Source organism: Streptomyces sp. T12, from assembly GCF_028736035.1.
Taxonomy (GTDB): domain Bacteria; phylum Actinomycetota; class Actinomycetes; order Streptomycetales; family Streptomycetaceae; genus Streptomyces.
The window spans coordinates 4477982-4504359 of the sequence record NZ_CP117866.1 but is presented as its reverse complement, the minus strand read 5'-3'; the positions used below and the strand labels follow the sequence as shown (position 1 = coordinate 4504359).

The window sequence follows — 26378 nt, the reverse complement described above, 5'->3', positions numbered from 1 at the left end:
AACGGTCGTATGAGGCTTCGCCCGCCTGTGGAACCGATGCTGGCGCAAGTCCGCGACAGCGTGCCCGCGCCGGGGGCGCTGCCTGGGGGCTCGTTCGAGCCGAAGTGATGGACAGGGTCTGGTGTTGTCCGTTGTTCACTTCTGAACGCCTGATGGGCCCCCTCTTGATGATGGCCCCAACATGCTCGTTGTCAGGCTGCGGCGACCGTGTCCTGAGCTGACCTGCGCACAGCGATGATCCGCGCAGTCACTCCGGTTCGGTCGCGATCACCGCTGTCTCTTCCGACGCCGCGACGCTTGCCGTGCCGTCGGCCGTGGCGAAGGGCTCCCGACCGGGCTGCCGTGCGCCGACGCATGCGAGGGTGAGCGTGGCGGTCACGGCCAGGACGACAACGGCGGCTCCCGAGAGCAGGAAGGCGTTCGCGACTCCGGCGAGGGTGATGGCGGTCGAGGCCACAAAGGGGGAGATCGCCAGGGCTCCTGCCACCCCGGCCTCCCACAGGCCAAGCGCCTTCGCCAGATGATGGCTCGGTATGCGCTGCTGCACCAGTGCGATCAAGGGAATGTCCGTGAGGGCCGAGGCCAGCCCCGTCGCGGTCAGGAGAACCGCCGCCACGGCGGGGGAGGTGACCGTTCCCAGCGGAGCCCGGAAGATCCCGAGCAGGGCCCACGCCAGCACCGCGGCCAGTGCGAGCCTGTGGATGCGCAGGCCGGCCAGGAGCAGGGCGCCCACCACTTCGGCGACCCCGGCGACGCCGAGCAGCAGGCCGTACTGGCCGCCCTGTCCCACGACCGCGACAAGCCCGACGGTCAGGAAACCGTTGGTCAGGGCGAGGGCGAGCACGAAGGTCACTATGACCACAAGTACGTCGGGAGCGGCCCGCACGGCCCTGAGCCCGGCGCTGAGATCGGACCACAGCCCCGTCTGACCGCTGGTCGGGGCGGGGCGGGTCACGCGGATGGCGGCCACGGCGGCCGCCGAGCCCAGGAAGGTGAGTCCGTTCACCACCAGCGCCGACTGCAGCGAGCCGAAGGCCAGCAGCGGCGCGAGCATCAGCGGGCCGACGAAGAAGGCGGCCCGGAAGGCGACTTGCAGCAGTCCGTTGGCCTGCTGGAGGCGGTCGTCCGGCACGATCTGCGTGACGATGGCGTTGCGGGCCGGGGCGAACGGGGCGCCGATCAGCGCCAGCAGCGCCGTGGTCGCCACGAGCAGCGGCAGGTTCAGCAGGTCGAGGGAGAGCAGGACCGAAGCCACGGCCACCACGGCGACCCGGGCCAGGTCGGTGGCGATCATCAGCTTCCGGCGGTCGCGGCGGTCGGCGTACGAGGCGGCGACGAAGGTGGCCACGAACGCGGGCGCGAACGCGGAGACGCTCACCACGGCGACGGCCGTGGGGTCCTTCGTCAGTGACCAGGCCAGCCAGGCGGTCGCGGCGGTGTACAGGCCGTCGCCGAAGCGTGAGATGCCCTGACCGGCGAAGAGAAGCAGGAAGTTGCGGTCCTTCAGCAGTGACATGCGGCCACTGTCGGGGCCCGTCCGGCCCCTGATCCACTTATTAGGCAGATGGCTAATCAGTCGTGCTCAGTCACCTCGCCGTCGCCGTGCAGGAAGCTCTCCAGGCTGGGGGTCAGGCCCGCCACCTGTCCGGGCGCAAGCCGATACAGGACGTAGTAGCCCTCGCGACGGCGCTCCAGCAGGCCCGCGTCCGCCAGCACCCGCAGGTGCTTGGACAGGGCGGCCTCGCTGACGCCGACGAGCGGAGCCAACTCCTGCGTGCTGCGCGGGCGTTCGGCGAGCAGTCGCAGGGAGCGCAGCCGGGTGTCGTCGGCGAGCGCGCGGAGTGTGCCGACGAGCCTGGTCGGCGGAATCCTCGGGCGGGCTTCCCGGACGATCGAGGAGACGGGGAAGACGAGCCCGAGGGGCCACGGACCGTCGCAGTTGACGCGTACGTGCGGCCACACATAGGCGCTGGGGGCGAGCACGAATGTGTCGTCCGGGCCGATGGCGACCTCGTGGTCGTGCGGCCGCTCCAGCCAGAAGCGTTCGGCCTGCCGGTCGCTGCGCACCTCCGGCCACAGGCCACGGAGCATCCCGTACAGGCCGCGCTGCTCGATCTGGTGTCCGGCCTCACTGACGCCGGCGGCGAGTTCGGGTTCGAGCCGTGCCCATTCTTCCTCGAACGCCTCCCGCCAGTAGCGCTCCAGCATGCTCAGGAACCGTTCGAGCAACGCGCGGGGATCGTCGAGGAGCATCGCGGCCATCGCTTCGTCGCTTTCCCGTGCGAGGCGCTCCCGCAACAGGTCGCGTACCTCCGGTTCGTCCAGCACGTGCGGATCCCTGCCCTTGCCGCCGCCCGGCCAGGGCGTGAGCAGGGGGACGGCGAACTCCATGCGGACCAGCTCCGGATCCGCCCCGCGCAAGCCGGCCAGTTCGTCTTCGAAGTCCGCCAGTCCGCCGGTCGGCTGCGGAAAGAGAAACTCGGGGAAGTACGAGCGCACCGCGTAGGAGAACGCCTCGATCTCCCGCTTCAGCGCCGGGGACAGCTTGCGCATCGCACGCACCCAGCCGTGCTGGACGGGGTGGTGCTTGGGCTCCACCAGCACATGAAGACTCAGTACGGCTTCCATCGTCGGCGAGTAGGCGAACCCCACCCGCTCCGCACCACCGGCAGGGACCCGGAACACGATCGTCATGACCCGTCATCCTTGCCTCACGGCATCCGCGACGGGAGCCGCGCCGCGCCGCGTTCTCAGCCTTCGGCCTACACCGATGTTGTGAGCGTGTGCAGGACGGCGTCGGCCATGGCGCGTTCGCCGCGCTCGTTGGGGTGGACGGCGGCCGCGTCGCTGTCGGAGATGAGGGGTTCGATCCAGCGGGTGCCGCGTCCGCCCAGACGTCGTGACCCTCGAGGGGCGTGTAGGTGTCGACGTAGTGGGCTCCAGCGGCTTCGGCGCGCTGCTTCAGCATCGCGTTGAGCTGTTCCTCCTTCTCGCGCAGGTAGTTCACGTCGCCGGGCGTGATGGGCAGTTCGCGGCCGCACTTCGACGTCGGAGGGCAGGATCGCGGGGTAGCCGACGACGTAGACCTCTGCCTCGGGGGCGTGTCGTTTTGCGACTCGGCCGGGCTGCACGTGCTGCTCAGGGCTGCCCGGCAGGCCGCGTCGTGCGATGTTGAGCTGGTTGTGGCGTGTGTACCGGCCGCGCTGCGGCGGATCCTGGAGATGACGGGTGCCGATCAGGTTCTGCAGGTCTTCGACACCGTCGTCGAGGCGGAGGCGACCCTCGGGGTCCGGGGGAATGCCTCTGGTGCAGCAGGCGGCCCGGGACGCCGTGACCCTCAGCTCAATGGGTCCAGCCGTGACTCCCACCGCCGCGGAGTACGCCGCGGCTCCGGCCGCTGACCGTCCAAGGCCCGCCGCACCGTCCGCCACGTGACGTTGTGCTTGCGCTGCAACGCCCTCTGCGACAGCCCGATTTGCTGGTGGTCACGGCGTATTGCGGCGTACAGATCGACCTTCGACTCCGACTTCCTCACTGCTGCCCGCGCTCGACGGTCCCAGCAGGGCGTGGCGGTATGTGGCCGGGGTCGCCGCGTCCAGGCCGCGTCGCCCGGTACTGGTGGGATGTCGCGGGTGCCGGTCAGTGACAGGCGCGGACGATCACGAGGACCGGCGAGGTCGGTGACGGTTGGCTCTGTCCGATGTCCTCGTACTCCCACGACTTGCAGAGCGCGTGGACCTTTCCGTCTCCAGCGGCTGGGTTGACCATGAGCGTGACGTACGGCTCGTCGCGTGTGGCGAGGAGGGCGTCGTGGATGCGCCGGGCAGTGCCGGTCTTCCTCCAGGCCGGCCGGACACCGATCTCCTTCAGGGCCACTGTCGGTCGCTCGGAGTACTTGTCCGTCAGCTCGGGACTGGTGCGCTGCCAGTAGCGGTCACCGTGCTCGATGGCGTTGCCGTAGGCGTAGCCGACCGGATGCCCGTCTGCATACGCGAGGACGGCCGTGAATCCTGGCTCGCCACCGTGTCGGTCCAGGCGCTCGCCGAACGCGGTGACGGCGTCCTTCGGCAGGTGGAGGAGCGGGGTGCGCACATCGGCGTACACGTCGAGGAGATCGCCTCGGACGGTGTCGAGGGTGGTGAACGTGCGCAGTTCGATGGCGGGTGCCGTGGTCATGCGGCGGTCCCCCAGGTGGCGGTGGGTCTGCACGGTGGCGTTGCCGAGCCGCAGCACCGTGCACGGGCACTCGCCCCGCTTGGCTGGCTCGTACCCCTTGCTCCGCCCGAGGTGTACGAGGACGACCCCAAGACCGATGTCGGCGCGCGGACCATCGCGCTGGACTCGGACACGGTCCAGGCTCTCAAGCGGCACCGCGCCCAGCAGGACGAGGACCGTGAGGAGTGGGAGAACGCCTGGGTGGAGACCGGCCGCGTCTTCACCCAGTAGAACGGCGAGATGCTCCACCCCGCCAACGTCACGCGACGGTTCATCGAGCTGTACGAGGGGATCGACCTCCCTCCGGTCCGGCGCCGCGACCCTCGCCCACGCGGCCGGGGCCGACCTGAAGGACATCCAGGAGATGCTCGGCCACTCCTCGATCACCATCACGGTCGACACCTACACGAGCCTGCTCCCCGAAGCGGACCTGGCGATCGCCGAGGCCGCAGCCCGGCTCGTCCCGTGCGCCCGCGCCACCCCCGAGAACACCACTCCCGCAGAGGAGCCAGAGCCCGCCGACGCGGAGAAGCCCGACAGGGACTCTGTGCCGAACGGTGCTGATCCGTTGGGAGGCATTCGGGAGATCAACTCCCCATCCGCTCACGCAAACGGCCCCGGACGAGGAGTCCGAGGCCGAATAGGAGCCCTCCCTGGGGAAGAAACCCCAGGTCAGAGCGGCAATGCGTTGTGCCCCCGGCAGGATTCGAACCTGCGACACCCGCTTTAGGAGTTTTCTCTGATCAAGGCCGTGACCTGCGGAAACGTCGGCTGTAGGATGCCTGGCCTGGGGAAACGCCCCTCCGTAGTTCTCGCGTGTTCACGGAGTTTCCCGGCCTCATGTGTGCTGAATCCGTTCTGGCGGGGGCTGCCCGAGAGGCCGTCACCGGCCCGCTCTGTAAGACAGATGCGAGAAGTCCTGCCGCTCGTGCGGCGATTGGAAGCGGTGGGGTGCTGGCCGGGGGTTTCTCGATCAACTGTTGTGTTGATCTGCGACATGTCACCGGGCCCGGCCAGCTCCTCGCACGCAGCCCCGCCCCCGCTTCCAGTCCGCGCACCAGCCGCTGGTAGTCCGGCGCGAGCTCGTCCACGGCCACGTCCTTCCGCCAGTGCGGCACCACCGGAGCGTCGCCGGGCAGCGGCTGATGCAGGCCGGCAGCGACACCTGACACGCCAGGCAGAAGGTCCTGACGTCCTGGCCCGACCCATGCGTCCCACTGAACACCCGCGCCTGGACGCGCTCCAAGGTGCCCTTTACGATCTGCGCAACATGGCGATTCGCGGAGGGCTTTTCCGATGGTGCGGTCGGCTTCCTTGAGCGATGCGCGTGTGCGCGCGGTGACCGAGGCGCTGAGGCCGTACGCGTGGCGGGGGCTGACCCCCGACATGGTCAGCCGTCTCGCGCTCGCCGCGATCAACGGACATGGAGCGGCCGACGGGGCACCGGTGACCCGCCGTGACGTGCGGATCGGGGTACTCGTGGATGTCCTCGCGGGCTGCCGGTGGCGCTCGCTGACGGCCGGCGCCGTGAGCCGCCAGTTGGTGACCGCTCTGGACACGTGGCGCCACGAGAGCCAATGGCTTGAGATCGAGTTGCGCTGGCTGCTGGACGGAGACGGCTGAGGCTAGGCCGCAATGCCGTGCTGCGGCGTGGCTGAGGGGCGCTGTCTCACGTCTCGGGCCTGTCCAGGGGACCGAGCCTGCGGCGCACGGGGCTCTCGGGTACGGGCGTGCCCTCGCGCAGGTCTCGGGTGGCGGCCGCGGTCTTCTCGTACCAGCGGCCGTACCGCTCGGCGAGGGCCACGGCCGAGACGCCGTGCAGGAGGACGCTGAGGCCGACGGTGATCGCGACGACCCTGCCCAGCAGTTCCACTCCGGGGACGTGTTCCTCCACCACGAGCAGCGCCAGTACGACGGAGGCGAGGCCGCGCGGCCCGAACCACCCGATGTACGCCACCGTGGAGGGCCGCAGTCCGCTCCCGGCGAGCGAGAGCGCCACCGGCAGCATCCTGACGACGGTGAGGCTGAGCACCGCGTACAGGATGATCCGCCAGCTCAGGTGCTCCAGCGCAGGACCGAGCAGCACCGCCCCGAAGACCAGAAGGCTGATCGACGCCAGGAGTCCGCCCAGATTCTCGGCGAACTCGGCCGTGCGGTCCGGGTCTTCCTTCTCGACGCCGGTCCGGTAACGGCGCAGGGCGAACCCGAAGGCGAATCCGGCGACCCAGGCGGCGATGAAGCCGCTGCCGTCCGTCACGACGGCGAGTTCGTACGACGCGACCGCGACAGCCAGCAGGTAGACCTGCCGCCACTCCCGCGTGACCCATCCCCTGGCCCGGGACCATTGCAGCAGCCGGCCGCCGAGGCCACCGACCAGCAGACCCAGCGCGGTGCTCAGCACCAGGGCGCGCCAGAAGACGCCCGCCACGCCCTCTTCCGCATAGTGCGTGCCCGGGATGGCTGCCAGGAACAGGACGAAGAAGGGCAGCACCATGCCGTCGTTCAGGCCGCTTTCGACGTTCAGCCCGTGACGTACGAGCGCCGGGACGCGGGGATGGGAGATGGCGGTCTTTCCGAGGGCGGCGTCGGTGGGGGCGAGGATGGCGCCGACGAGTGCGAGTTCCCACACCGTCAGCCCCGGCAGCAGAGGCCAGGCAAGCAGCCAGCCCGCCCCGATACTCAGCAGCAGTCCGATGCCCAGCAGACGGCCGGGCAGAAAGCCCCCGGCCTGCAGGTCCCTTCTGCGGACCGTCATGGCGTCGGTGAACAGGACGAGCGTCAGGGCGGCTTCGAGAAGCGCGATGATCGGGGCGGGGTCACGCTCCAGGTCGACGAGGTCGAGCACGGCCGGTCCGAGGAGGATCCCCGAGCCGACGAACACGATCGCCGACGACAGCGGCGTCGAGGACAGCCGACGCGAGCACAGTGCGTACGCAGCGGTGACGCCCGCCATCGCCGCGCCGGCCCAGGCGCCACCGCTCATGTGCCGGCCCTCCGGATCCACCCGCCGAACGCCGGCAGATTGTCGACTCCTGCGCCCCTGCGGCAGCGCCGCCCTTCCGCGTGTGTACGCGCCGATGGCCTCCTTCTACAGGTCGGCGAAGGACTGCCCGCTGAAGTCGAAGAGGACACGCCGAGTGGTGCCGCCGGGCAGTGGAACGGCGGGGTGCGCTCGCTCCGGACCAGCCGGCGGCTGTCACGGCCGAGTAAGGGGCCCTCACCCGCCCGGGGCGACGACCTGGCCCCTCGTACGGCGCGGGCGCGGAGACGACGCGCTGCGCGTACGACCGGCGAGGACCTCATCCGTAGAGCAGGGGGGCACGGCCCCAGGCGGTTGACCGCGTTTGGCCCGAACGGCCCACCTGGGCGGGCCGTCCCGCCGTACAGCGGCGGAAATGGGAGTTAGGCAATTCACCCAGGAGCCCTGGAGCCCCCATGACCAGCCCGCACGAGCCGTCCGAGCCGGATGCCGCCTCAGAGGGGGGCGCGGGTGATGCGGCGGGAAGTGAACCCAAGCACGGCTCGACGGCCGTACGCATCACGCGAAATACCGCCTCGGCGGTGCTCATCGTGCTCACCTGCATCCTCGTGCCGGTCGCGCTGCTCACGGTGTGGGTGCACGACATCGCGCTGGACACCGACCGGTACGTGGAAACGGTCTCGCCGCTGGCCTCGGATCCGGCGATCGAGGACGCGGCGGTCAAGCGCATCACCCATGCCGCCGACGTGCGGGTGGACGGTAGCCAGGCCGCCGCGGACATCGCCGCGTGGCTGCAGTCGCAGGGCCTGCCGCCACGCGCCGCGCAGGCCGTGAAGGGACTGGGCCCGCAGCTCGACTCCGCGGTCAACGGCACGGTCGAGAAGGTGGCCACCCGCTTCGTGCAGAGCGACCGCTTCGAGCGGATCTGGACGAACGCCAACCGCAACGCCCACGCCGCGGTCGTGCACGCGCTCACCGGCGAGGGCCGTGGCGCCGTGGGCGTGGACGGCGGGACGGTCACCCTCGACGTCGGCGAAGCCGTCGACCAGGTCAAACAGGCGCTCGTGGACGCCGGGCTGTCCCCGGCCTCCAAGATCCCCGACGTCGACAAGCAGATGGTGCTCTTCCAGTCCGACCAGTTGGAGAAGATCCGCAAGGGCGCCCACTTGCTGGACGTGGTCGGGAACTGGTTTCCCGTGATCGTCGTGGTGATCGGCGCGGCCGGTGTGCTGCTGGCCCACCGGCGCCGCCGGGCCCTGGCCCGTACGGCTCTCGGCGCGGCGTTCGCCTGCCTGGTCGTGGCCATCGTCCTGGTCATCGCCCGCCGCTACTACCTGGATCATCTCCCGCCCCAGGTTCAGTCGGAGGCCGCCGCGGCAGCCGTCTTCGACACCCTGCTGCACTTCCTGAGGGTCAGCCTGCGCACGGCGATCGTGCTAGGTGTGATCATCGCGCTCGGCGCCTACCTGATCGGCCCCGGACGACTGCCGCGCGCTGTCCGGGGTACATCCGAGCGCGCCGCGGGCTCCGCGGCACAGTGGGCGTACGCCCACCAGGTCCGCACCGGCCGGGTGGGCACCTGGACCCAGGCCCACCGCCGGTGGATCGCCCTGGCCGCCCTGCTGATCGTGGCCCTGGTCTTCGCGCTCTGGAACCACCCGACGGCTCTGACCATCCTGCTGCTGGTCGTCATCCTGCTGGCCGTGCTCGCACTGCTCGCACTCCTCGCCGCCACCGGCCGCGCCACCACTGATGCCGAGCGGGTGGCACAGCGGACGGAGGGCGGCGAGTGACGTTCTGCCACGCGAGTTTCCCGCCCTCCGGGGTGCGCCCAGGACAGAGCGGATTCGCACCCCACGAGGGGGAGACGGCTACTGGCGGGCCATGTGCATGCGCATCTCGCTGGGGGCGTCGACGATCAGGTCGCCGGACAGGTCGACGGTGACGGTGTGCAGGGTGCCGGTGAACCGGAACGGTGCCCGGTAGTCCGGGGTGACGGCCGATCCCGGGTTTGCGCCGCAGGCCATGCCGCCCGGGTTGAAGGCGACCGGGGTGGTGAACGGCATGTCGGTCTCGCCGACCAGGCGGCCGTCGATGTACAGCTGGGCCCGGCCGGATGCGCCCTTGCCGTGGGCGATGTCCGGGGCGCCGGTGGGCTCGAACTCGAAGCGCAGTGTGTGCCGTCCTTCGGGCACCTTCTCGCGCGAGCCCACGTGGTACAGGGCCCGTTGGACGTAGTTGTGGGCGTAGTGCAGGTGCCCGTCCTTCACATAGAAGGTCCAGCCGCCGGCGTTGGCGCCCTGGCAGAGAAGGACGCCCGCCGCGCCGCCGGGCGGGATCTCGACGTCGGCGGTGACACTGTGCGGACGGTTGAGGACCCGGGGCGCGACCGCGGCCGGCAGGACCTGGGTGCCAGGGCGGAAGGTGTAGCCGCTCCGGGCCTGCGTGATCTGCGGGCGTTCGAGCATCAGGCGCTCAAGGGCGCTGCCGTCGATCGGTAGCACGTTGTACTTGCCGGCCTCCACGTACCACAGGGCGATCATCTCGATCAGTTTGCTGCGGTGCTCTTCGGCGAGGTTCATGGTTTCGGCGACGTCCTTGTCGACGTGGTAGAGCTCCCAGTGGTGGGCGTCGAGGTCGTCGAGGTCCGCCATGGTGATCGGCGTGCCGAACGGCCGCTCGGCCTCGGCGAAGGAGGGGCCGGGCCAGGGGCAGATCGCCCGCCATCCGTTGTGGTCGATCGCCCGGTGCCCGAACATCTCGTAGTACTGGGTGCGGTGGCGACTCGCCGCGGTGGCATCGTCGAAGGTGTGGGCGAAGCTGACCCCGTGCAGGGGCGACTGGGTGACGCCCCGGATGCTCGCGGGCGGCTCGATCCCGAGCACGTCCAGAACGGTGGGGACCATGTCGATGATGTGCGCGAATTGGGCGCGGACCTCACCGCGGGCCCGGATACCGTCGGGCCAGTGCACGAGGAAGGGATCGCTGACGCCGCCGCGGTAGGTCTCCCGCTTCCACCGCCGGAAGGGGGTGTTGCCCGCCCATGTCCAGCCCCACGGGTAGTGGTTGAACGTGCTGGAGCCGCCGAGCTCGTCGATCCGCGCCAGGCTCTCCTCCAGCGTCTCGGGCGCGTTGTTGAAGAACTGCATCTCGTTGGTGGTGCCGGTCACCCCGCCCTCGGCGCTCGCCCCGTTGTCGGAGACCACCATGATCAGCGTGTTGTCGAACTCGCCGGTCTCCTTCAGGAAGTCCAGCAGCCGCCCGATGTGGTGGTCGGTGTGGGAGAGGAACCCGGCGTAGACCTCCATCATCCGCGCGGCCAGCCGCCGCGCCTCGGGGGCCAGCGACTCCCAAGCGGGCACGTCCGGATCGTGCGGGGACAGCTGTGCGTCCGCGGGCACCACGCCGAGTTGCTTCTGTCGGTCGAAGGTGTGCTCGCGGTAGGCGTCCCAGCCGTCGTCGAACCGTCCCCGGTAGCGGTCCGCCCACTCCGTCGGCACATGGTGCGGGGCATGGGTGGCGCCGGGGCACAGGTTCAGGAAGAACGGCTTGTCCGGGGCGACCTGCTTGGCGTCGGCGATGAACGACATCGCCCGCTCGACCAGGTCCTCCGTCAGGTGGTAGCCCTCCTCCGGCGTCGCCGGCGGCTCGACCTGGTGGTTGTCGTACACCAGGTCCGGATACCACTGGCTGGAATCGCCGCCAAGGAACCCGTAGAACCGCTCGAAGCCCCGCCCCAGCGGCCACCGGTCGTAGGGCCCCGCGGCCGACTCCTGTTCCGAGGGCATCAGGTGCCACTTGCCGACCATGTACGTGTTGTAACCATGCTGCAGCAGCATCTCGGAGAGGAACCCGTTCTCGAACGGGATCTGCCCGTTGTAGCCGGGAAATCCGGTGGCCAGCTCCGTGATCGCCGCCATCCCGTTCGCATGATGGTTGCGGCCCGTCACGATGCACGAACGCGACGGCGAGCACAGCGCGGTGGTGTGCATGTTGTTGTACAGCAGCCCGCCCGCGGCCAGCGCATCCAGATTCGGCGTCTCGATCGGGCTCCCGTAACAGCCGAACTGCCCGTACCCGGTGTCGTCCAACACGATCAGCATCACGTTCGGTGCACCTGGCACCGCCCGCACCGGCTGTGGCCACGCCGGGCTCGACTCCTCCGTCGTCCGCCCCACCACTCCTGGAAACCCTTGCCCCGGCCTGTACTCATTCCACGATGCCTGCGACATTCCGGCCTCCGTCCCACCAGCCGGCGCGAGAACCGGTGATGTGTGTGCATGGGCTGTCACAACAGAGCCCTGTCGCCGACATGCGATCCCGATCGGATGGCCGGGCAACAGGCCCTGTCGTCGGCCGTTGGCTGGGGTGCGACCCGCGCACTTCCACGCTAGGTCGCCACCGTCACCACGGCGACCGGGGGCGTGGTAGGCGGTGTCGGCCTGGAGCGCGTCGTAGGCGAACGACGCAGCAGGGAGGCCGCGTAGTTGTTCTTGCAACCCGTGCTGCACGCCCTCGCCGCGGCCGGCGGCCTGTCCTCCAAGGCAGCCAGTCGGCGGCTTGTCGCGGTGATGTGCTGAATCCGCTCTGGCTGGAGGCCCCTCGGCAGCGGGACTTCCAGGATCTGCTGATGAGCGGCAGGGTGAGCCGGGCGTCCTGTCCCGGGTCAGGCCGTCGGCAGCTCTTCCGCGCGGAGCCGGCCGGCGCGCACGGCGTCGACCAGGGCCTGGTGGTCGCGCTCGTTCTGGTCGGCGTATGCCTCGGCGAAGGTGGCGAGTGCCCGGTCGAAGGAGTCGCCGCTGCCCAGGTACGCGGCGATCGCGATGCGGTCGCCGGACCGCGCGTGCGCACGAGCGAGCGTGTCCCCGCACAGTTCGCCGAACGCCCGCATGTCCTTCGGTCGCATCCTCTCCGGCATGGCGATGCCCTTCCAGTCGCGCAACTGGCGGACGTAGAAGTCGCGTTGCTTGCCGTCGATCCCGTCCACCCGTTCCCAGCCGAGGAAGATGTCGCTCGTGGCCTGCATCAGCCGCTGGCCCGAGACCACCCGTTCGCCCTGGTTGCGGTACCGGCTGGTGCCGACGTGTTCGGCGAGTACGGAGGTGTCGGCCTCCTTGGCCTGGAGGAAGAGCGGGTCCTGGTCGTCCCGGCCGAGGAGGAGGAAGATCCAGCATCGGGTGCCGACGCTGCCGACGCCGACCACCTTGCGGGCGACGTCGGCCAGTCGGTAATCCGCCAGGAGCGTGCGCCGGTCGGAGGCGAGCGTGCGGCCGTACCGCTCGATGAGACCGCGGAACTGGCGCTCCAGCGCGCTGCGTTCGACGTCCGGCAGCAGGTCGCCGGCCGGGATGAGCAGCGGGGGATCCGCCGCGATCCTGGGCTCGCCGTCGACCGTCTCTGTGAGCTTGTCGAAAGCCTGCAGACTGTCGCGGGTACGGGCTTTCGTCATGGCGTGGGCCAGGTTCTTCCGACCGCGCTTCGTTGCGTCGAGCCGGCCCGTGGCCAGGGTCTCGAGGAGGTCCGCGTCGATCTTCGCGTACCAGACGTCGAGGTTGCCCGTGCCCGCGAAGCGGATCATCGCCTCACGGTACGAACGGACCGTGGAGCTCACGATGCGGGCGCGCTCGGCGTCGTCGAAGCCGTTCGCCCGGCCCGCGATGACGAGACTCGCCGAGAGCCGCTTGACGTCCCACTCCCAGGGGCCCGGCAGCGTCTCGTCGAAGTCGTTGATGTCGAACATCAACCGCCTCTCGGGCGAGGCGAGTAGTCGGAAGTTCAGCAGGTGCGCGTCCCCGCACAGCTGGGCCGTGAGTCCCGAGACCGGGCTGTCGGCCAGGTCGGACGCCATGATCGCGGCGGCGCCCCGGTAGAAGCGGAACGGGGACTCCATCATCCGGCCGTAGCGGATCGGGACGAGTTCGGGCACCCGTGCCGCGGACTGGGCCTCCAGGATCGTCAACGGGTCCGGCCGGCCAGGAGACGGGGTGTACGCGGCGTGGCCCGATCGCGGTGAGCGGCGCCGCGCCTCCTTGCCGAGAGCGGCACGGTCCTCGGGCGTGGTGTGGGGTGTCGCGCGCATGGCTGTGGTCGCGTCCTGGGACATCGAAGACCCTCCTGCCTGGTCCTGCGGCCGCTTGGACGCCCGGCACGGGGCACGTCGGACGGAAGGGCAGTTCTGTGGACCCACCGGGCCCGGGACCCGGTGGGTGGAGCGGTTTCGCCGGACTAGCGGGCGAGCGATCCGTTCTGAGCGTCGGACGCGGAATGCCACGCCTGCATACCGGCTCGGGAAGCCTCCTTGGCCTGCTGCCACTTCATGGCCGCCTGCTGGGCCGGGCGCACGTCCATGTCGCGGATCATGCGCCGACCTGCCGTGAACACGGCGAAGGCCCCGATAGCCATGCCGGCGCATGCCACCACGGCACCGGCCGCGGTGAGCACGGCACCGGTCGTGAGGAGCCGGGTGTCGATCTCGATCGTCCGATGGGACTGGTGGTGGTTCATGACTCCACCATCCAACGGGGGGAATCACCGCGCATCCCGACCAACGGCCCAGGACGCCGCCTCCCAGCTCCGTGCTCGACGGAGGACGCGCTTGTGGACCAAGGCGGGTTGCCCCCAGTGGCTCTTCCGGGTCAAGACCACGAGCTGCCGCTTCGCCGGCGCACCGAAGAGACGCGACAAGCGCGAGAACACAGACTGAGAAATCCATGCCGACACCGCTGGCGAGGATCGCGAGGCGCTGAGCTCGCCTCCCGCTCCTTCGAACCTGAAGCTCTGACTACAGCTCGTCAGGAATCGGCGAACGGCCGCTGCTCGCCGACCTTGGCGTATCCCCACGACTCCTACAGGGCCCGGACCTTGGGGTGGGTCACGTCGACCAGGAGCACAGGGCGAGGTCCTCCGTGCGTTCCTTCAGCAGCGCCTCGTGGAGTCGTTCGGAGATGCCCTGCTTGCGACAGCCAGGGCGCACCATGACCTCCGAGACGGCGTAGGTGGAGCTGTAGCCGTTGCTCGGCTTTGTAGTCGGTGGAACGCCACCATTCGCGGCCTGGGGCGAGCGGGGCGCCGTAGACGAAGCCGACCGGCTCGTCCGCGTCGTACGCCACGACGCAGGAGAAGCCGTCCATGCCGGTTCAGTGGTCGACGAACCAGGCGAAGCGCTGGTGGAAGGGGCCGTCCATCTGATCGGCGTCGGCGTCGGCGTGCACGTCGATGAGCATCTGCCGGAAGCCCTCAGGGAGGCTTCCGTGCCGGAAATGACGCAGGTCGATCGATCACGCTCGACTCCATGTGGTCCGCATGCGGTCTGCCCAGTCTCGTGCGTAGGAGGCGGAGGGGGCCAGGACGAACAGGCCCCGGTGGAAGTCGCCGATGAGGGTGCGCATGCGGCCCCGGGGAGAGTGCCGCCGTCCATGATCGTGAACACGTCGGCGGCGGTGGGGTTGCCGGCTCCGGTCTCCCTGGTGGAGCTGGGCGAGCGCGAGTTGGGCGATTGCGAGCGCCCTGTTGCGACGGAAGGCGGTCGGGATCCGGGCCGAAGAGCTTCGGCTACCCGGCCTACATCTGGATCGACACATCGCGGCCGGCCGCCTTAGCTGTTGCCGAAGATAGGCGCTTTAACAGCCTATGCGTCGAAAGGTCTGCTTGTATGTTCCGCCGTTGGTTCACAGCCGCCCTGGGCGCGCTCCTGCTCCTCACACCCGGGTCACTCCCTGCGGCCTCGGCCGCCGAGGCCCCCGCCCCTTTGCGGGTCATGACCCGCAACCTCTACCTGGGTGCCGACCTCGCGCCCGTCCTCGCCGCCGGTAACCCACAAGCGCTCGTCGCCGCGGTGACCGCGGTATACGCGAACGTCCAGGCGACGAACTTCCCCGAGCGCGCCGAGGCACTGGCCGACGAGATCGCCGACAGCGACCCCCACCTCGTGGGCCTCCAGGAAGCCGTGCTGTGGCGCAGCCAGACTCCAGCCGGACCGGGCAGTGCCACCCACGTCGAGTACGACTTCCTGCAGATCCTGCTCGACAAGCTTGCCTCCCGGGGCAAGCACTACGCGGCCGTGGCCACCGTCACCGTCGGCAGCGACTTCGAGGCCCCGCGTTCCCTGCCCGGCGGCGGTCTGCAGGACATCCGGCTCACTGACCGCGACGTGCTCCTGGCCCGCACCGACCTGCCCGCAAGCGTCTTCTCCGTGGCCAACCCTCAGGCGGCCCGGTTCCAGGCCCACGTGCCCATCTGCCGCCCGTTGTTCGGCTGTGTTCCGCCCGGCAACGTCCCCATCCGGGTCGAGCGCGGCTGGGTCGCTGCCGACGCCACCGTGCGCGGCAACACCACCAGGGTGGTCACCACCCATCTGGAGCCCGCCTCTCCCACCGTCCAGGAAGCACAGGCCGACGAACTGCTCTCCGGCGCGCTGAACACCACACTCCCCACTGTGCTTCTCGGCGACCTCAACTCGGCCGCCGGCGGAGTCGGCGCAACACCGGGGACCGCCACCCAGACCTACAACCACCTGCTGGCCGCCGGCTTCACCGACGCTTGGACCGCCACCCGCCCCGGCAACCCCGGCTTCTCCTGCTGCCAGGCCGCCAACCTGATCAACCCCACGTCCAGCCTCGCCCAGCGCATCGACTACGTGCTCTTCCGCGGCAACGTCACCGCACTGGCGAGCAACCGGGTGGGCGACACCCAGGCCGACCGCACTCCGTCAGGACTGTGGCCCTCCGACCACGCCGGGGTCAGGAGCGTGCTCCTGCTGCGTTGAATGACACCCGCACAGGAGCAGGCCCTTCATGAGGGGTTGCCCCATCACGCCCTCCAAACGGGCACCCCTTCGCCATCGGGGGCCTCCGCCTGGGGAATTACGTGACGCTCAAGGCATCGATCGCTCAAGGCATCGATCGTGGGGAAATCCCTGAACGCTCACAGGGAGAGGCCGGCAAGTCCGCGACGCTGACCCTGGGCACGTACGGGTACCTCTTCCCGGACCGTCTGGACGAGGTCTCAAAAAAAGGTGCACAAGCGGCGATCCAAGCAGTTGGCCAAGGCGAAGGCCAAGCTGGAGAAGACTGAGCGGAAGGCCCGCGAGGCCGCCGAGGCGGTGGCCGCCCTGAGGAGGACGTCGCGTGATGCGTGTCCAATCCGTGCCGGGGAGCCGTAACTGAAGGGGCCGCCCCACCGCACTGTTGCGGTGGGGCGGCTCGAGCACGAACAGCCGGCCACCTACGAGACGGGTGGTCGTCTTCCAGCCGAGACGGCGTCCCGCCTCCCGAGCGGCACGCCGACGTCCTTGAGCTTGCCCATCTCCGCAAGGTCATCGCCGCTCAGGATCAGCTGTCCGTAGTAGCCCTGGTACTCGGGCCTGAGGGCGGTCCGCATCAGCGACTCAAGCGGGTCGACCAGCTTCTCGTGCCGGCGTCGGGCCAGTTCATCCTTGACGGGCATCCTGCACAGCTCCCCGCCGTCCGCGCGCACGGCATTTGTGCCATATGTGTGCTGCAAGCGCAGGGGCCCTCCCGTCCGCTGGACGAAAGAGCCCCTGACCTGGTGTTTCTCTGTGCCCCCGGCAGGATTCGAACCTGCGACACCCGCTTTAGGAGAGCGGTGCTCTATCCCCTGAGCTACGAAGGCGGGGCTTGTGCGAAACCTTGCGCGGATCTTGCTGACGAGTCACGGCCAGGTCTCTTGGTCAAGCCCTGAGCGATCTGGGGTAGGCCGCTACGTCGTAGGGTCACGCGGAGCCCGCGTGGTACGGCGCAGCGCCCGCCGGAGCGCTCGATCCACAGGGTACCGGATCGGGGCTCGGGCGGGCGCTGGTGTTGGGGAGCTGGGTGGCGGAGGGGACAGGTCAGGCTGTGTGGCTAAGCATGGGGCCTCCCTTGTGCAGTGTGCGGCTGGTCGAGTTTTGGGCCAGGACGAATCCGAGGGTCAGGAGTTGCTGGGCTTCGACTCCGTAGGAGATGAGACGTCCGTTCCACAGGGAGGCGTCGAGTTGTGAGTGACCCGACTCCGCGTCGCTGCGGTAGGGGTAGACCAGCTGATGGGTGCGGGTGAATTCCGGAATCTGCTGCAGGTGCTCGGCGCGGTGGAAGCCGCGTTCCTCGTCGCTTTCACCGGGCGGACGCTCTCCCTTTCGGCTCGTCGTCCCGACAGCGACTCTGTGCTCGTGGACTCCGTGGCGGCACGGTATGGCCAGAACGTGGTACCAGCGGAATGTCCGGGATCCGCGTCGTTCCAGTCGCTTGATCGGCGCCGGGACGAGTTCTGCCGTTCCGTCCGCGTAGTGGACTTTCTCCGCGATACGTCCGCCGGCCGCCCATAATTCGTGGATGCAGCGACCGGGGCGGAGCGATGCGTAAAACTGCGGCTCGTTGCCCTTGTGCTGTTTGTTGATGATGAGGCCGCCAAATCTGGCGATGGCGTCGCGGTGTACGCCGCGGATGGCACCGTCGTACAGGACGCCCATGCAGCCAGGGGCTGTGGACATGATGTCGATGACCCCTTCGACGGCGACGGCGGCCTCTCCGCCAGGGTGGAGATGGGGTACGTATCGTGAGTCCAGAAAGACCCGCGACAGGTAGTTTTCATCCTTTCGGGCGGAGAAAAAAACGTACTTCGGGCCGTAAACCTCATTTCCTCCGCCTTCCTTCTGCGAGACGGAGGCGGGGTCGACGCGGTGATAGCGGACTTCGCCGGTCGTCATGTCCACGCTTTCACTGGCTCGGGCCAGGGTCGGGGATTTCAGGACCGTGCCGTCGGCGGCTATCAACTGGCGCCGTTGCGGGTTGCTCCAGGACCGGGTTTCGTTCTCGGGAAAGATGCCCTGTTCCAGCGCTTGGTCGAGGGCGAGTACGCGGTAGAAGTCCCACAGATCGTGTGAGTGCTCGCGCAAGCGTTGCTGGGCGCGGAGCCACTGGGAGCGGCTCGGGCCTGCTTCCGGGAGGAGCGCAGATGCCGTGCGGCCGAGTTCTGCGCGTACCCCGGTCTTCAGGATCGCCCACACCTCCGGGTCCTCGAGGTGCGCCGCAGTGCGGCGAGCGGAGGCCAGCACGCTGCGGGCTGCCAGGAAGTAGAGGAACGCGACGTCGGGATAGTCGCGAGGTCTGCCGACTTTGCCGGGTGGCGGGAGTGCCTCGGCGAGTTCGTAGAGGTCGGGGTTGAAGGCGCAGTCGGTGAGACGCTCGTGGAGGGTGCGGCGATCCTGGTCACTGAAGGCCCGTTTGCGTGGGGTGCGCTGGGCCGGCGGGACGGCGTCCCCGAAGATGTCCTCAGGCATGGGCGCTCTGTCCTTCCGGCGCGGGGTTCGCCCAGTCGTAGCCGACAAGGTCGGCGGCACGGTCCAGGGAACGCAGCCCGAGTCCGCGTGCGACGTCCTCGACTTTCCCAGTGCTGTCGAAGATCCGTACTGCGGCGTACGCCGTCAGGGAGGCCGGTTTGACCCGCGGGTCGGCGCCCAGGCCGATGCGGCGGACCAGGTCGGACAGGGCGACACAGGCGCGGGCCTGCATCTGCTCGTCCGGCGCGGGGGCGGAGGAGACGGCGAGCCGAGCGTCGGCTGCTGCTTCGGGGCTGCGCTGCTGCCGGGAGACGAAAGCGGCTCTGCCCTGGAGCACACGCAGCGCCCATGCGTCGAGGGGGCACCAGCGCGGGTCCGTGCGGGTGGAGCCGTGCATCCAGACGGCCGCGGCGTCCGGGTCGAGGTCGCGCACACGGATGTGGCCGATCTCGCCAGTGTGCCCGCCGGAGAGAGCGAGGGCTGCGGCTGCGGCGTGCCGGCTCGGTCTGGTCACGTACTCCGCGGCGTGGCGCAAGGCGATGGCCTCGTCCTCGTCGAGCGGGCGGACCAGGGTCCGGGTGCGCTCGGGCAGACGGATGTCCCGGGCGGGGTCGGCCTCGCTGAGGCCCAGCTCGCGCAGGGTCCGATAGAAGGAGCGCAGGACGGCGCGGCGCTGGTGCTGGGTCGCGGTGGCCGACTCGCCGATCCGTCCGTGCCGGGTGCGGCCCTGGGCGAAGACGAAGTCCTCGGCGAAGTCGGCGGTGACGTCCTCGATGAGGAGGATGCCGCGAGCGTGTGCGTAGTACTGGTAGCGCTCCAGCATTTGCCCGAAGGAGCGGCTGGTCTGTGGGGACATTTGTCCCTGGGAAGTCATGGCGGTCCAAACGGTGATGGTTCGTTCGACGGCATGCGCCAGCGTCACGTCCGCGGGGGTGATCGCGGGCGTGCCGGGGCCGTCGGGCGAGGTTCGATCGGGTCTGGGCGTGCGCGAGACGGGCATAGGCGGCGACCCTCCAAGCGTGGTGTAAGTACACACCAGACTGAGAGGGGGTCCTCACGATGCGCAAACGCTCGCGCGTAAAGAGGTGATGAAGGCGAGGGAGGGGCGCCGGCTCGGCGACGGAGCTGTCAGGCCCGCTGGCGGGACAGCACGTCGTAGATCGTCGCGAGCGAGCGCATGACAGCGCCGTAGTCGTCCGCGGTCAGCTTCACGAGCTGATCCATGCTCAGCGGAAGCACCAGCCCCAGTTGCGGGGCGGACGGATCGGTGGCCGAGGCCTGCGGCTGGTCCCGCTTCTGGTCGTGAGCCGTCTCTTCGGTGCGGGCGTCGACGTCGACAGTTTTCGACAGGCGCAGGTTTCCGTCGCCGTCGCGCTCGACGTAGCGAGCGAGTTCGAGCCAGTCCACCAGGTGGACCCACGGAGACAGGGTGGAGGTCCGGTAGGGCTTCATAGCTTTGGCGATGTCCTCGATGCCGTATGCGACGCCCGGCTGCACGGAGCTGATCAGGAGTCGGTACACCCAGGAGTCACGCCAGACTTCCCCGAAGATCGTCCTGGCGGCCTCGCGGTTGGCGGTCCACGACTGCCCGACGCGCACGCCGGCGATGGTCGGCGCCCATCCGGCCGGGCCCGACGTCAGCAGGCCGGTGTCGGTCAGGAAGCGCAGAGCGGGGCTGATATTGCGCTGCTCCAGCCCTGTCTCACGGACGAAGTCGCGGATCTTGACGGCTGAGCGGCCGGTTGCGCACGTCGCAACCGCGGCGGCCAGAAGGTCCATCTGCCGGTCGGCCTGGATCCCGACGGCAGGCATCCGGTAGGAGGGTTTGGCGCCGGATGTTGCATTTGCGCCGCGGCCTCGGGTGCTCCGATTGTCGGAGCGTCCGGCCCGCCTGGATGAGGAGGCGCTCATTTCGTGGGTCCTTGTCCCTTTGGTCGCCGGGTAGGTCGGCGACTGTTTCGGAAAGGGCTCACGTCGGTCCGACGGGATGGCCTAGGCTGGCCGCCGGTGCGTGAGCCCTTGTCTGGGGGCATGCGCCATCGGCCGCCGTGGGCTCGCGACTTGCGGCGGCCGATCTGCGTGGTGTGGATCTTTATGGGGCCTGGGTGGCCTCCGTTCCTGCCGCGACGAGTGAATACCCGGACTTGTCGTCGCGCTGGAGAGTTCCTCGCTGGATGAGCTTGCTGAGGCGGGCCCGGACGCTGGAGGCAGGACTCGCCAGGCCGAGCGCGTTGACCCCCCGCGCAATGTCCAGCGGGGACAGGGCGTCTTCTGCGCGCAGCACCTGAAGGATGGCCTCCTCGATCGACCGCGGCCGGGTGTCGCCCTGGCCGTTCGCAGGGCCGGTTTCCGTGTCGCTCGTCGCGTCCTGCGCGGTGTCGCCGGCGTAGAACCGCATGGCACGCAGCGCCTCTTCGCTGTCAGCCAGCCGCTTCTCGAGGGTGACGAGCCGTGCTGCTGCCTCGTCGCGCTCACGCCGAGCTGCCTCGACTTCCTTCCTGAACTCTTCGGCCTGACGGCTGAGTTGATCCAGGAAGTCGTGCGTGGAGGCATTGATGTCGGTCACCGCACCTCCCCTTCCCTGCCGACGTCAGCTGTGGCATTCATGATCTGCGGCGACAGCATAGACAACAACAACTCCCGCTGTCCTCCAGTCCGTTGGATGTGCATTCAGCCGCAGGTGCGCTGCGACTGACCGCTTTGGATGCACCTGCGCTGACCAGGGAAGATGAAGATGCGCGCGCTTGAATGCACTTCGCGCAGCGGAGGGGACGCACTCGCACCGCGACCAAGCCGGTGCTCGCGTCGATGCGGATGCTCTGGAACGAGGGAGGTGCCTCGGACTTCAGCGGGCCCATGTGCGAGGACTCCCGACGGACTCCGGCTACGTGGAGCACCTCGTCGATGACATCGCCCTGCCGCTCCTCATGGCCGACGGGAGGGCGGGAGGCGTCGGCTGCCACCATGCTCATCGGGGCCATGACCAGATACGGTCAGCAGGTCCTGGCCCATGCCGTAGCCGGTTTGCTCGGGCAGTTGCAGCAGCTGCGGCATGACCAGGGGCAGCGCGATCGTCGAGAAGCCGATGGCGACGGACGTGAGGTCGGTGAACAGCACCTGGCGACGGGCAGTGGTGGGCAGGTCGACCAGCGGCGCGCTGATGCGCAGTTCGAAACGTCCCCATAGGAGCAGCACGATCGCCGCGGCGGCGAAGAGGCCAAGGGTGGTTCCGCTGCTCCAGCCCCAGTCGGCTCCCTTGGACACGGCCAGCAGCAGACAGACCAGCCCGACCGCGCCCATGAGGCCGAAACGCCCGCCGGTGCGCACCTCGGACTCGGGAACGATCGTCACTACAAGCGCCACGGACACGAGCCGAGGACCGCGGAGGTCCAGAACAGCATGTGCCAGTCGAAGTGATCGGCGATCAGGGTGGCCGCGGGCAGCCGGTCGAGGTTCTTGCTGCTCATCTTGGTGACCCCGCGGTCGATCTGCTCCAGGAGGTCGCCCGTGCTGTGTTCGAACACCTCGGTCATGGTGTTTCCCAGGCCACGACCGGTGTTTCGACAAATGTCGAGTGAACGGCGGGGAAGCTCCCGGCATCGGTCGGTGGTGACCGATTTCAGGCTGGCCGTACGGTCTGCGCACCGTCGGATTCCGCCCCCTGCCGCTGACTGCGGTCGAGGTCGGAGGCCAGCTGAGATCGGAGCTTTGGATGAGTGCAACAGTCGCCTTTGTCGGGCTGGGGAACATTGGGGGGCGTGTGGTCGCCCATCTGGTGAAGGCCGGCCATGACGTGGCGGTTTTCGACCTGAACGCCGCCGCGGTCCAGGCCGCGGTGGAGGCGGGGGCGCGGTCGGTGGCGTCGGCAGCCCAGGCCGCCGAGGGCGCTGAGGCGGTCTTCCTGAGCCTGCCCACGCCGGTGATCGTGGAGTCGGTGGTCGGTGAGATCCTGCCGCACGCCGAGAAGGGTGCGGTGATCGTCGACCACAGCACGATCGACCCGGACACCTCCCGTCGTCTGGCCGCGACGGCCGCCACGGAGGGTGTCGGCTTCCTGGACGCGCCGGTCAGCGGCGGCGTGCAGGGCGCGGAGGCCGGCACCCTCGCGATCATGGTGGGCGGTGACGAGGCCGCCCTGGAGAAGGTACGCCCGCTGCTTCAGACGTACGCCGGAAGCGTCGTACATGTCGGGGGCAGCGGCAGCGGCCAGGTCGTGAAGCTGGCCAACAACCTGATCACGGCGATCAACATCGCCGCGCTCGGCGAGGCACTGACCACGACCGTGCGCCAGGGCGTGGACCTGGACACCGCGGTGAGCGTGCTGACCAAGAGCTCCGCCAACAGCAACGTGCTCTCTAACTACTTCCCGCGCACCCTCTTCACCACCGAGCGGCCGACCGGGTTCGCCCTGGACTTCATGCACAAGGACCTGGGGCTCTTCCTTTCCTCCGCTGCCTCGGGGCCGGTGCCGCTGCCGCTGTCGAACGCGGTGCGGGACCTGTTCTCCATCGGCCGCCAACTGGGGCGTGGCGGCAAGGACTTCACCAGCGTCGTCGAGTTCTACGAGGACTTCGCCGGCGTTCGCCTGCAGACCAAGGAGACCGGCAAGTGAGCACCAGCGTTGAGATTCCCGTCGTCCACCAGCTGATCGGCGGTATGTGGGGACCCGCGGACTCCGGCGAGTGGATCGAGGTGGAGAACCCCGGCCGCCGTGAGATCATCGGCCGGGTCCCGGCGTCCGGCGCCTCGGACGTGGACCGCGCGGTGGCTGCCGCCAAGGAGGCGTTCCCGGCCTGGCGCGCACGGCCCTCGCGCGAGCGCGGCGCCCTGCTGATCAAGCTCGGCGACAAGATCGCGGAACACCAGGAGGAGCTGGCGAGGATCATCGCCTCCGAGACCGGCAACGCCCTGCGCACGCAGGCCCGCGGCGAGGCCGCCTCGGCGGTGGACATCTTCCGCTACTACGGACAGATCGCCTCCGAGCAGAAAGGCGAGACACTCCCGCTGGGCGACGGCCTGCTGTCCTACACCGTGCGTGAACCGCTGGGCGTGGTAGGCGGCATCGTCCCGTGGAACGCCCCGGTGCAGCTGTCCGCGCTGAAGATCGCCATGTCGCTGTCCATGGGCAACACGCTGGTGCTGAAGACCGCGGAGCTGGCCCCGCTCGGGGTGCTGCGGCTGGCGCAGTGGGCGGCGGAGATCCTGCCCGACGGCGTACTGAACGTGCTGTCCGGCTCGGGTGCGGTGGCGGGCGCGCGGATCGCCTCACACCCGGACATCGCCAAGCTGACCTTCACCGGGTCCACCGGGGTCGGGCGCAGCATCCTGGCGGCGGCCGCGGACCGGATCGTTCCGGTCACCCTGGAGCTGGGCGGGAAATCCCCGGTCATCGTCTTCTCCGACTCCGACGACGACACCACCGTCGACGGCGTGATCATGGGCATGCGGTTCACCCGCCAGGGCCAGTCCTGCACTGCCGGCTCCCGCCTGTACCTGCACGAGGACATCTTCGACTCCTTCCTGCAGAAGCTGACCGACAAGCTCGCCCAGCTGAAGATCGGTGACCCGCTGGACGAGGACAGCGACATCGGCGCCATCGTCAGCGAGACGCAGTACGACAAGGTCTGCCGCTACATCCGGTCCGGCCTCGACAAGGGCGGTAAGCTGATCACCGGCGGTGTACACAAGCCCGTCGACCAGGACGGCTACTACGTCGCGCCGACCGTCATCAGCGGCGTCGACGCCGACTGGGAGATCACCCGCGAAGAGGTCTTCGGCCCGGTCCTGGTCGTCATCCCCTGGCGCGACGAGGACGAGGTCGTGGCCTCGGCCAACGACTCCGCCTACGGGCTGGCCGGCTACGTGTGGTCGAAGAACATCGACCAGGCGCTGCGCACCGCCAACCGGCTGGAGGCCGGCTGGATCCAGATCAACCGTGGCGGGGGGCAGATCCCCGGCATGGCCTACGGCGGTATCAAGCAGTCCGGCCTGGGTCGCGAGTACTCCGTGGACGGCGCGCTGGAGAGCTTCACCCAGCACAAGAGCTTCACCATCGCCTACACGGCCTGATCCACCCCGGCCTCACGGGTCGGACCTTCCAGCGCGTCACCCCTGCGCGCACCCGCACCATGCACGGCGTCTGACAGGCGTCGCCCAAGCCCGGACCCGCACCGGACCGCAGTTCCCCAACCCCGCTCCGGCGGCGCCTGTCAGCGCGACGGCTCCGCCGTACCCGAAGGAGTTCCTCCATGGGTGCCACCATCTCTCCGCCGCCGGCCGACGGCGTCGAGCTCACCGATGACGGGCTCGCGCAGAGCCTGACCAAGCGTCACATCCGGATGATCGCCGTCGGCGGCGCCATCGGCGTCGGCCTCTTCCTCGGCGCCGGCGGCGGCATCGCCAAGGCCGGCCCCGCCCTGATCGGCGTCTACGCAGTCACCGGCGTGTTCATCTACATCATCATGCGCGCCCTGGGCGAGCTGCTGATCTACCGTCCGGTCAGCGGCAGCTTCGCCGAGTACGCCCGCGAGTTCATGGGCCCGGCCTACGGCTTCATCACCGGCTGGGGCTACTGGACCACATGGACGGTGATCGGCATGGCCGAGATCACCGCGGCGGGCATCTACGTCCACTTCTGGTTCCCCGCCATCCCTCAGTACGTCACCGCATTCGTCGTCCTGGTGGCGCTGGTGCTGCTGAACCTGCTGAAGGTGGGGGCATTCGGCGAGGCCGAGTTCTGGTTCGCGTCCATCAAGGTCGTGGCGATCCTCGGCCTGATCGTCGGCGGCACCCTCGTCGCGGTCTTCAGCATCGGCGAGGCCGGCGAACAGAGCACACTCGCGCACCTGTGGAACCACGGCGGCGCCGCCCCCAACGGGTGGATGGCCGTGCTTCTCGCCTTCCAGATCGTGGTCTTCTCCTACCAGGGCGTCGAGCTGATCGGCATGACCGCGGCCGAGACCAAGAACCGCGACAAAGTACTGCCCAAGGCCATCAACTCCATCCCGTGGCGGGTGGGCATCTTCTACGTCGGCTCCCTGCTCGTCCTGCTGACGCTGTTCCCTTGGACCGAGTTCCACGCGGGCGAGAGCCCGTTCGTGCAGGCGCTGACCCACATTGGGCTCCCGGCGGCCGGCAGCATCATGAACTTCGTCGTCCTCACGTCCGCCCTGTCCTCCTGCAGCTCCGGCCTGTTCAGCAACGGGCGCCTGCTCAAGCGGCTGGCCTCCGACGGGGTGGCCCCCGCCCGGTTCTCCACCGTCAACAAGGGCCACGTCCCCGCCGCGGCCATCCTGGCCTCAGGCGCCGCCATGATGATCGGTGTGCTGGTCAACGCGGTCGTGCCGGACCAGGCGTTCATCTACATCTCCTCCGTCGCAACCCTCGGTGCGATCTGGAGCTGGCTCGTGATCATCGTCTGCCACATGATCTACCGCCGTCGCCTGACCCGCGGGGAGGTCCACGAGAGCTGGTTCAGACTCCCCATGGCCACCCCGCTGAGCTGGCTCGTGATCGCCTTCCTCGCGTTCGTCACCGTCATCCTCGGCTTCGACGCCGACAACCGGATCGCCCTGTACGCGCTGCCCGTGTGGGCGGCCGCGCTCATCGGCGGCTACCTGTACGCCAAGCCGAAGATCGCCGCCCGCGAAGCCGCCGCAGCGGCCGGGGCCGCCCAGGAGCCGGTCACCAGCCCCTCGGCTGTCGCCGCCGGAACGGGCGACGAGTCCGGGGCGCGCCTCGCGGACTGACCCCCGGCCGGGCCGCCGGGCAACTCCCGGCGGCCCGGCCCACGATCTGTCGCCGACCGCACCGGCGACACGCGGGCCCCTCCCCTTGGCCCGCAGGCGGCGGGCTGCCGAACCACGGCGGCAGCCCGCCCCAACGCTCGTCTTGTCGTCCAGCAAGGAG

The 26378-nt window shown here is 69.3% G+C and carries 21 protein-coding genes, 1 tRNA gene and 2 pseudogenes; 9 read left to right on the top strand and 15 right to left on the bottom strand.

Going from position 1 to position 26378, the window contains the following annotated elements; genetic code table 11:
- Positions 1 to 247: 247 nt before the first annotated feature.
- Positions 248 to 1516 carry an MFS transporter gene (locus PBV52_RS19955; RefSeq protein ID WP_274239885.1) on the bottom strand — a complete coding sequence of 423 codons (1269 nt, stop codon included), beginning with the start codon at positions 1514 to 1516 and terminating at the stop codon, positions 248 to 250.
- Between the two features lie 56 nt (positions 1517 to 1572).
- Positions 1573 to 2694, bottom strand: a complete 1122-nt coding sequence (locus tag PBV52_RS19950) for a DUF5937 family protein (RefSeq protein WP_274239884.1) — start codon at positions 2692 to 2694, stop codon at positions 1573 to 1575.
- A gap of 326 nt (positions 2695 to 3020) precedes the next feature.
- Between PBV52_RS19950 and PBV52_RS51755 the strand changes: the two genes are divergently transcribed.
- Positions 3021 to 3401 (top strand): STAS domain-containing protein, encoded by a 381-nt coding sequence (locus PBV52_RS51755; RefSeq protein ID WP_373922017.1) that lies wholly within the window; start codon positions 3021 to 3023, stop codon positions 3399 to 3401.
- 238 nt (positions 3402 to 3639) lie between these two features.
- Here PBV52_RS51755 and PBV52_RS19945 read toward each other — a convergent pair whose 3' ends face one another.
- Complete coding sequence (locus tag PBV52_RS19945) at positions 3640 to 4176, bottom strand: GNAT family N-acetyltransferase (RefSeq protein ID WP_274239882.1); 537 nt, start codon at positions 4174 to 4176, stop codon at positions 3640 to 3642.
- A gap of 21 nt (positions 4177 to 4197) precedes the next feature.
- On the opposite strand from PBV52_RS19945, the gene PBV52_RS19940 reads away from it, so the two are divergent.
- On the top strand, positions 4198 to 4446 hold the full coding sequence (locus tag PBV52_RS19940; RefSeq protein ID WP_274239880.1) for a hypothetical protein: 249 nt from the start codon (positions 4198 to 4200) through the stop codon (positions 4444 to 4446).
- 1083 nt (positions 4447 to 5529) lie between these two features.
- On the top strand, positions 5530 to 5838 hold the full coding sequence (locus tag PBV52_RS19935; protein WP_274239879.1) for a hypothetical protein: 309 nt from the start codon (positions 5530 to 5532) through the stop codon (positions 5836 to 5838).
- A gap of 46 nt (positions 5839 to 5884) precedes the next feature.
- Here the strand turns inward: PBV52_RS19935 and PBV52_RS19930 are convergent, their stop codons facing one another.
- Entirely contained in the window at positions 5885 to 7198 is a 1314-nt protein-coding gene (locus tag PBV52_RS19930) for a sodium:proton antiporter (protein ID WP_274239878.1), read from the bottom strand.
- A 452-nt stretch (positions 7199 to 7650) separates the two neighbouring features.
- Between PBV52_RS19930 and PBV52_RS19925 the strand changes: the two genes are divergently transcribed.
- Entirely contained in the window at positions 7651 to 8988 is a 1338-nt protein-coding gene (locus PBV52_RS19925; protein ID WP_274239877.1) for a hypothetical protein, read from the top strand.
- Positions 8989 to 9066: 78 nt separating this feature from the next.
- On the opposite strand, the gene PBV52_RS19920 is transcribed toward PBV52_RS19925, so the two are convergent.
- From PBV52_RS19920 to PBV52_RS19905, 4 genes and pseudogenes are all read right to left on the bottom strand, one after another.
- On the bottom strand, positions 9067 to 11298 hold the full coding sequence (locus tag PBV52_RS19920) for an arylsulfatase (RefSeq protein ID WP_274239876.1): 2232 nt from the start codon (positions 11296 to 11298) through the stop codon (positions 9067 to 9069).
- A 563-nt stretch (positions 11299 to 11861) separates the two neighbouring features.
- Positions 11862 to 13298, bottom strand: coding sequence for a DUF2252 domain-containing protein (locus PBV52_RS19915; RefSeq protein WP_274239874.1), 1437 nt, complete (start codon positions 13296 to 13298; stop codon positions 11862 to 11864).
- A 122-nt stretch (positions 13299 to 13420) separates the two neighbouring features.
- Positions 13421 to 13699: a hypothetical protein gene (locus PBV52_RS19910; RefSeq protein ID WP_274239872.1), complete on the bottom strand. Its 279-nt coding sequence runs from the start codon at positions 13697 to 13699 to the stop codon at positions 13421 to 13423.
- A gap of 344 nt (positions 13700 to 14043) precedes the next feature.
- Positions 14044 to 14418 (bottom strand): annotated as a pseudogene (locus PBV52_RS19905) (N-acetyltransferase family protein); the annotation flags it as partial.
- Between the two features lie 428 nt (positions 14419 to 14846).
- Between PBV52_RS19905 and PBV52_RS19900 the strand changes: the two are divergent.
- Positions 14847 to 15959 (top strand): endonuclease/exonuclease/phosphatase family protein, encoded by a 1113-nt coding sequence (locus PBV52_RS19900; protein ID WP_274239870.1) that lies wholly within the window; start codon positions 14847 to 14849, stop codon positions 15957 to 15959.
- A 101-nt stretch (positions 15960 to 16060) separates the two neighbouring features.
- A complete protein-coding gene (locus tag PBV52_RS19895) occupies positions 16061 to 16267 on the top strand; it encodes a hypothetical protein (RefSeq protein ID WP_274239869.1) in 207 nt (68 codons plus the stop codon).
- A 150-nt stretch (positions 16268 to 16417) separates the two neighbouring features.
- Here PBV52_RS19895 and PBV52_RS19890 read toward each other — a convergent pair whose 3' ends face one another.
- From PBV52_RS19890 to PBV52_RS19860, 7 genes and pseudogenes are all read right to left on the bottom strand, one after another.
- Entirely contained in the window at positions 16418 to 16639 is a 222-nt protein-coding gene (locus tag PBV52_RS19890; RefSeq protein WP_274239868.1) for a hypothetical protein, read from the bottom strand.
- A 113-nt stretch (positions 16640 to 16752) separates the two neighbouring features.
- A tRNA-Arg gene (locus PBV52_RS19885) sits at positions 16753 to 16825 on the bottom strand.
- A gap of 217 nt (positions 16826 to 17042) precedes the next feature.
- Positions 17043 to 18470 (bottom strand): hypothetical protein, encoded by a 1428-nt coding sequence (locus PBV52_RS19880; protein ID WP_274239866.1) that lies wholly within the window; start codon positions 18468 to 18470, stop codon positions 17043 to 17045.
- Complete coding sequence (locus PBV52_RS19875; protein ID WP_274239864.1) at positions 18463 to 19326, bottom strand: hypothetical protein; 864 nt, start codon at positions 19324 to 19326, stop codon at positions 18463 to 18465. The genes PBV52_RS19880 and PBV52_RS19875 overlap by 8 nt, the downstream gene beginning before the upstream one ends.
- Before the next feature lie 272 nt (positions 19327 to 19598).
- Entirely contained in the window at positions 19599 to 20282 is a 684-nt protein-coding gene (locus tag PBV52_RS19870) for a hypothetical protein (protein WP_274239863.1), read from the bottom strand.
- Between the two features lie 280 nt (positions 20283 to 20562).
- A complete protein-coding gene (locus PBV52_RS19865) occupies positions 20563 to 21036 on the bottom strand; it encodes a hypothetical protein (RefSeq protein ID WP_274239862.1) in 474 nt (157 codons plus the stop codon).
- 394 nt (positions 21037 to 21430) lie between these two features.
- Positions 21431 to 21913: pseudogene (locus PBV52_RS19860) on the bottom strand (MFS transporter); the annotation flags it as partial.
- Between the two features lie 269 nt (positions 21914 to 22182).
- Between PBV52_RS19860 and PBV52_RS19855 the strand changes: the two are divergent.
- From PBV52_RS19855 to PBV52_RS19845, 3 genes are all read left to right on the top strand, one after another.
- Positions 22183 to 23082 carry an NAD(P)-dependent oxidoreductase gene (locus PBV52_RS19855; protein WP_274239861.1) on the top strand — a complete coding sequence of 300 codons (900 nt, stop codon included), beginning with the start codon at positions 22183 to 22185 and terminating at the stop codon, positions 23080 to 23082.
- Complete coding sequence (locus PBV52_RS19850; protein ID WP_274239860.1) at positions 23079 to 24539, top strand: aldehyde dehydrogenase family protein; 1461 nt, start codon at positions 23079 to 23081, stop codon at positions 24537 to 24539. Before PBV52_RS19855 ends, PBV52_RS19850 begins: the two co-directional genes overlap by 4 nt.
- Positions 24540 to 24718: 179 nt before the next feature.
- Positions 24719 to 26218 (top strand): amino acid permease, encoded by a 1500-nt coding sequence (locus PBV52_RS19845; RefSeq protein ID WP_274239858.1) that lies wholly within the window; start codon positions 24719 to 24721, stop codon positions 26216 to 26218.
- Positions 26219 to 26378: the final 160 nt, after the last annotated feature.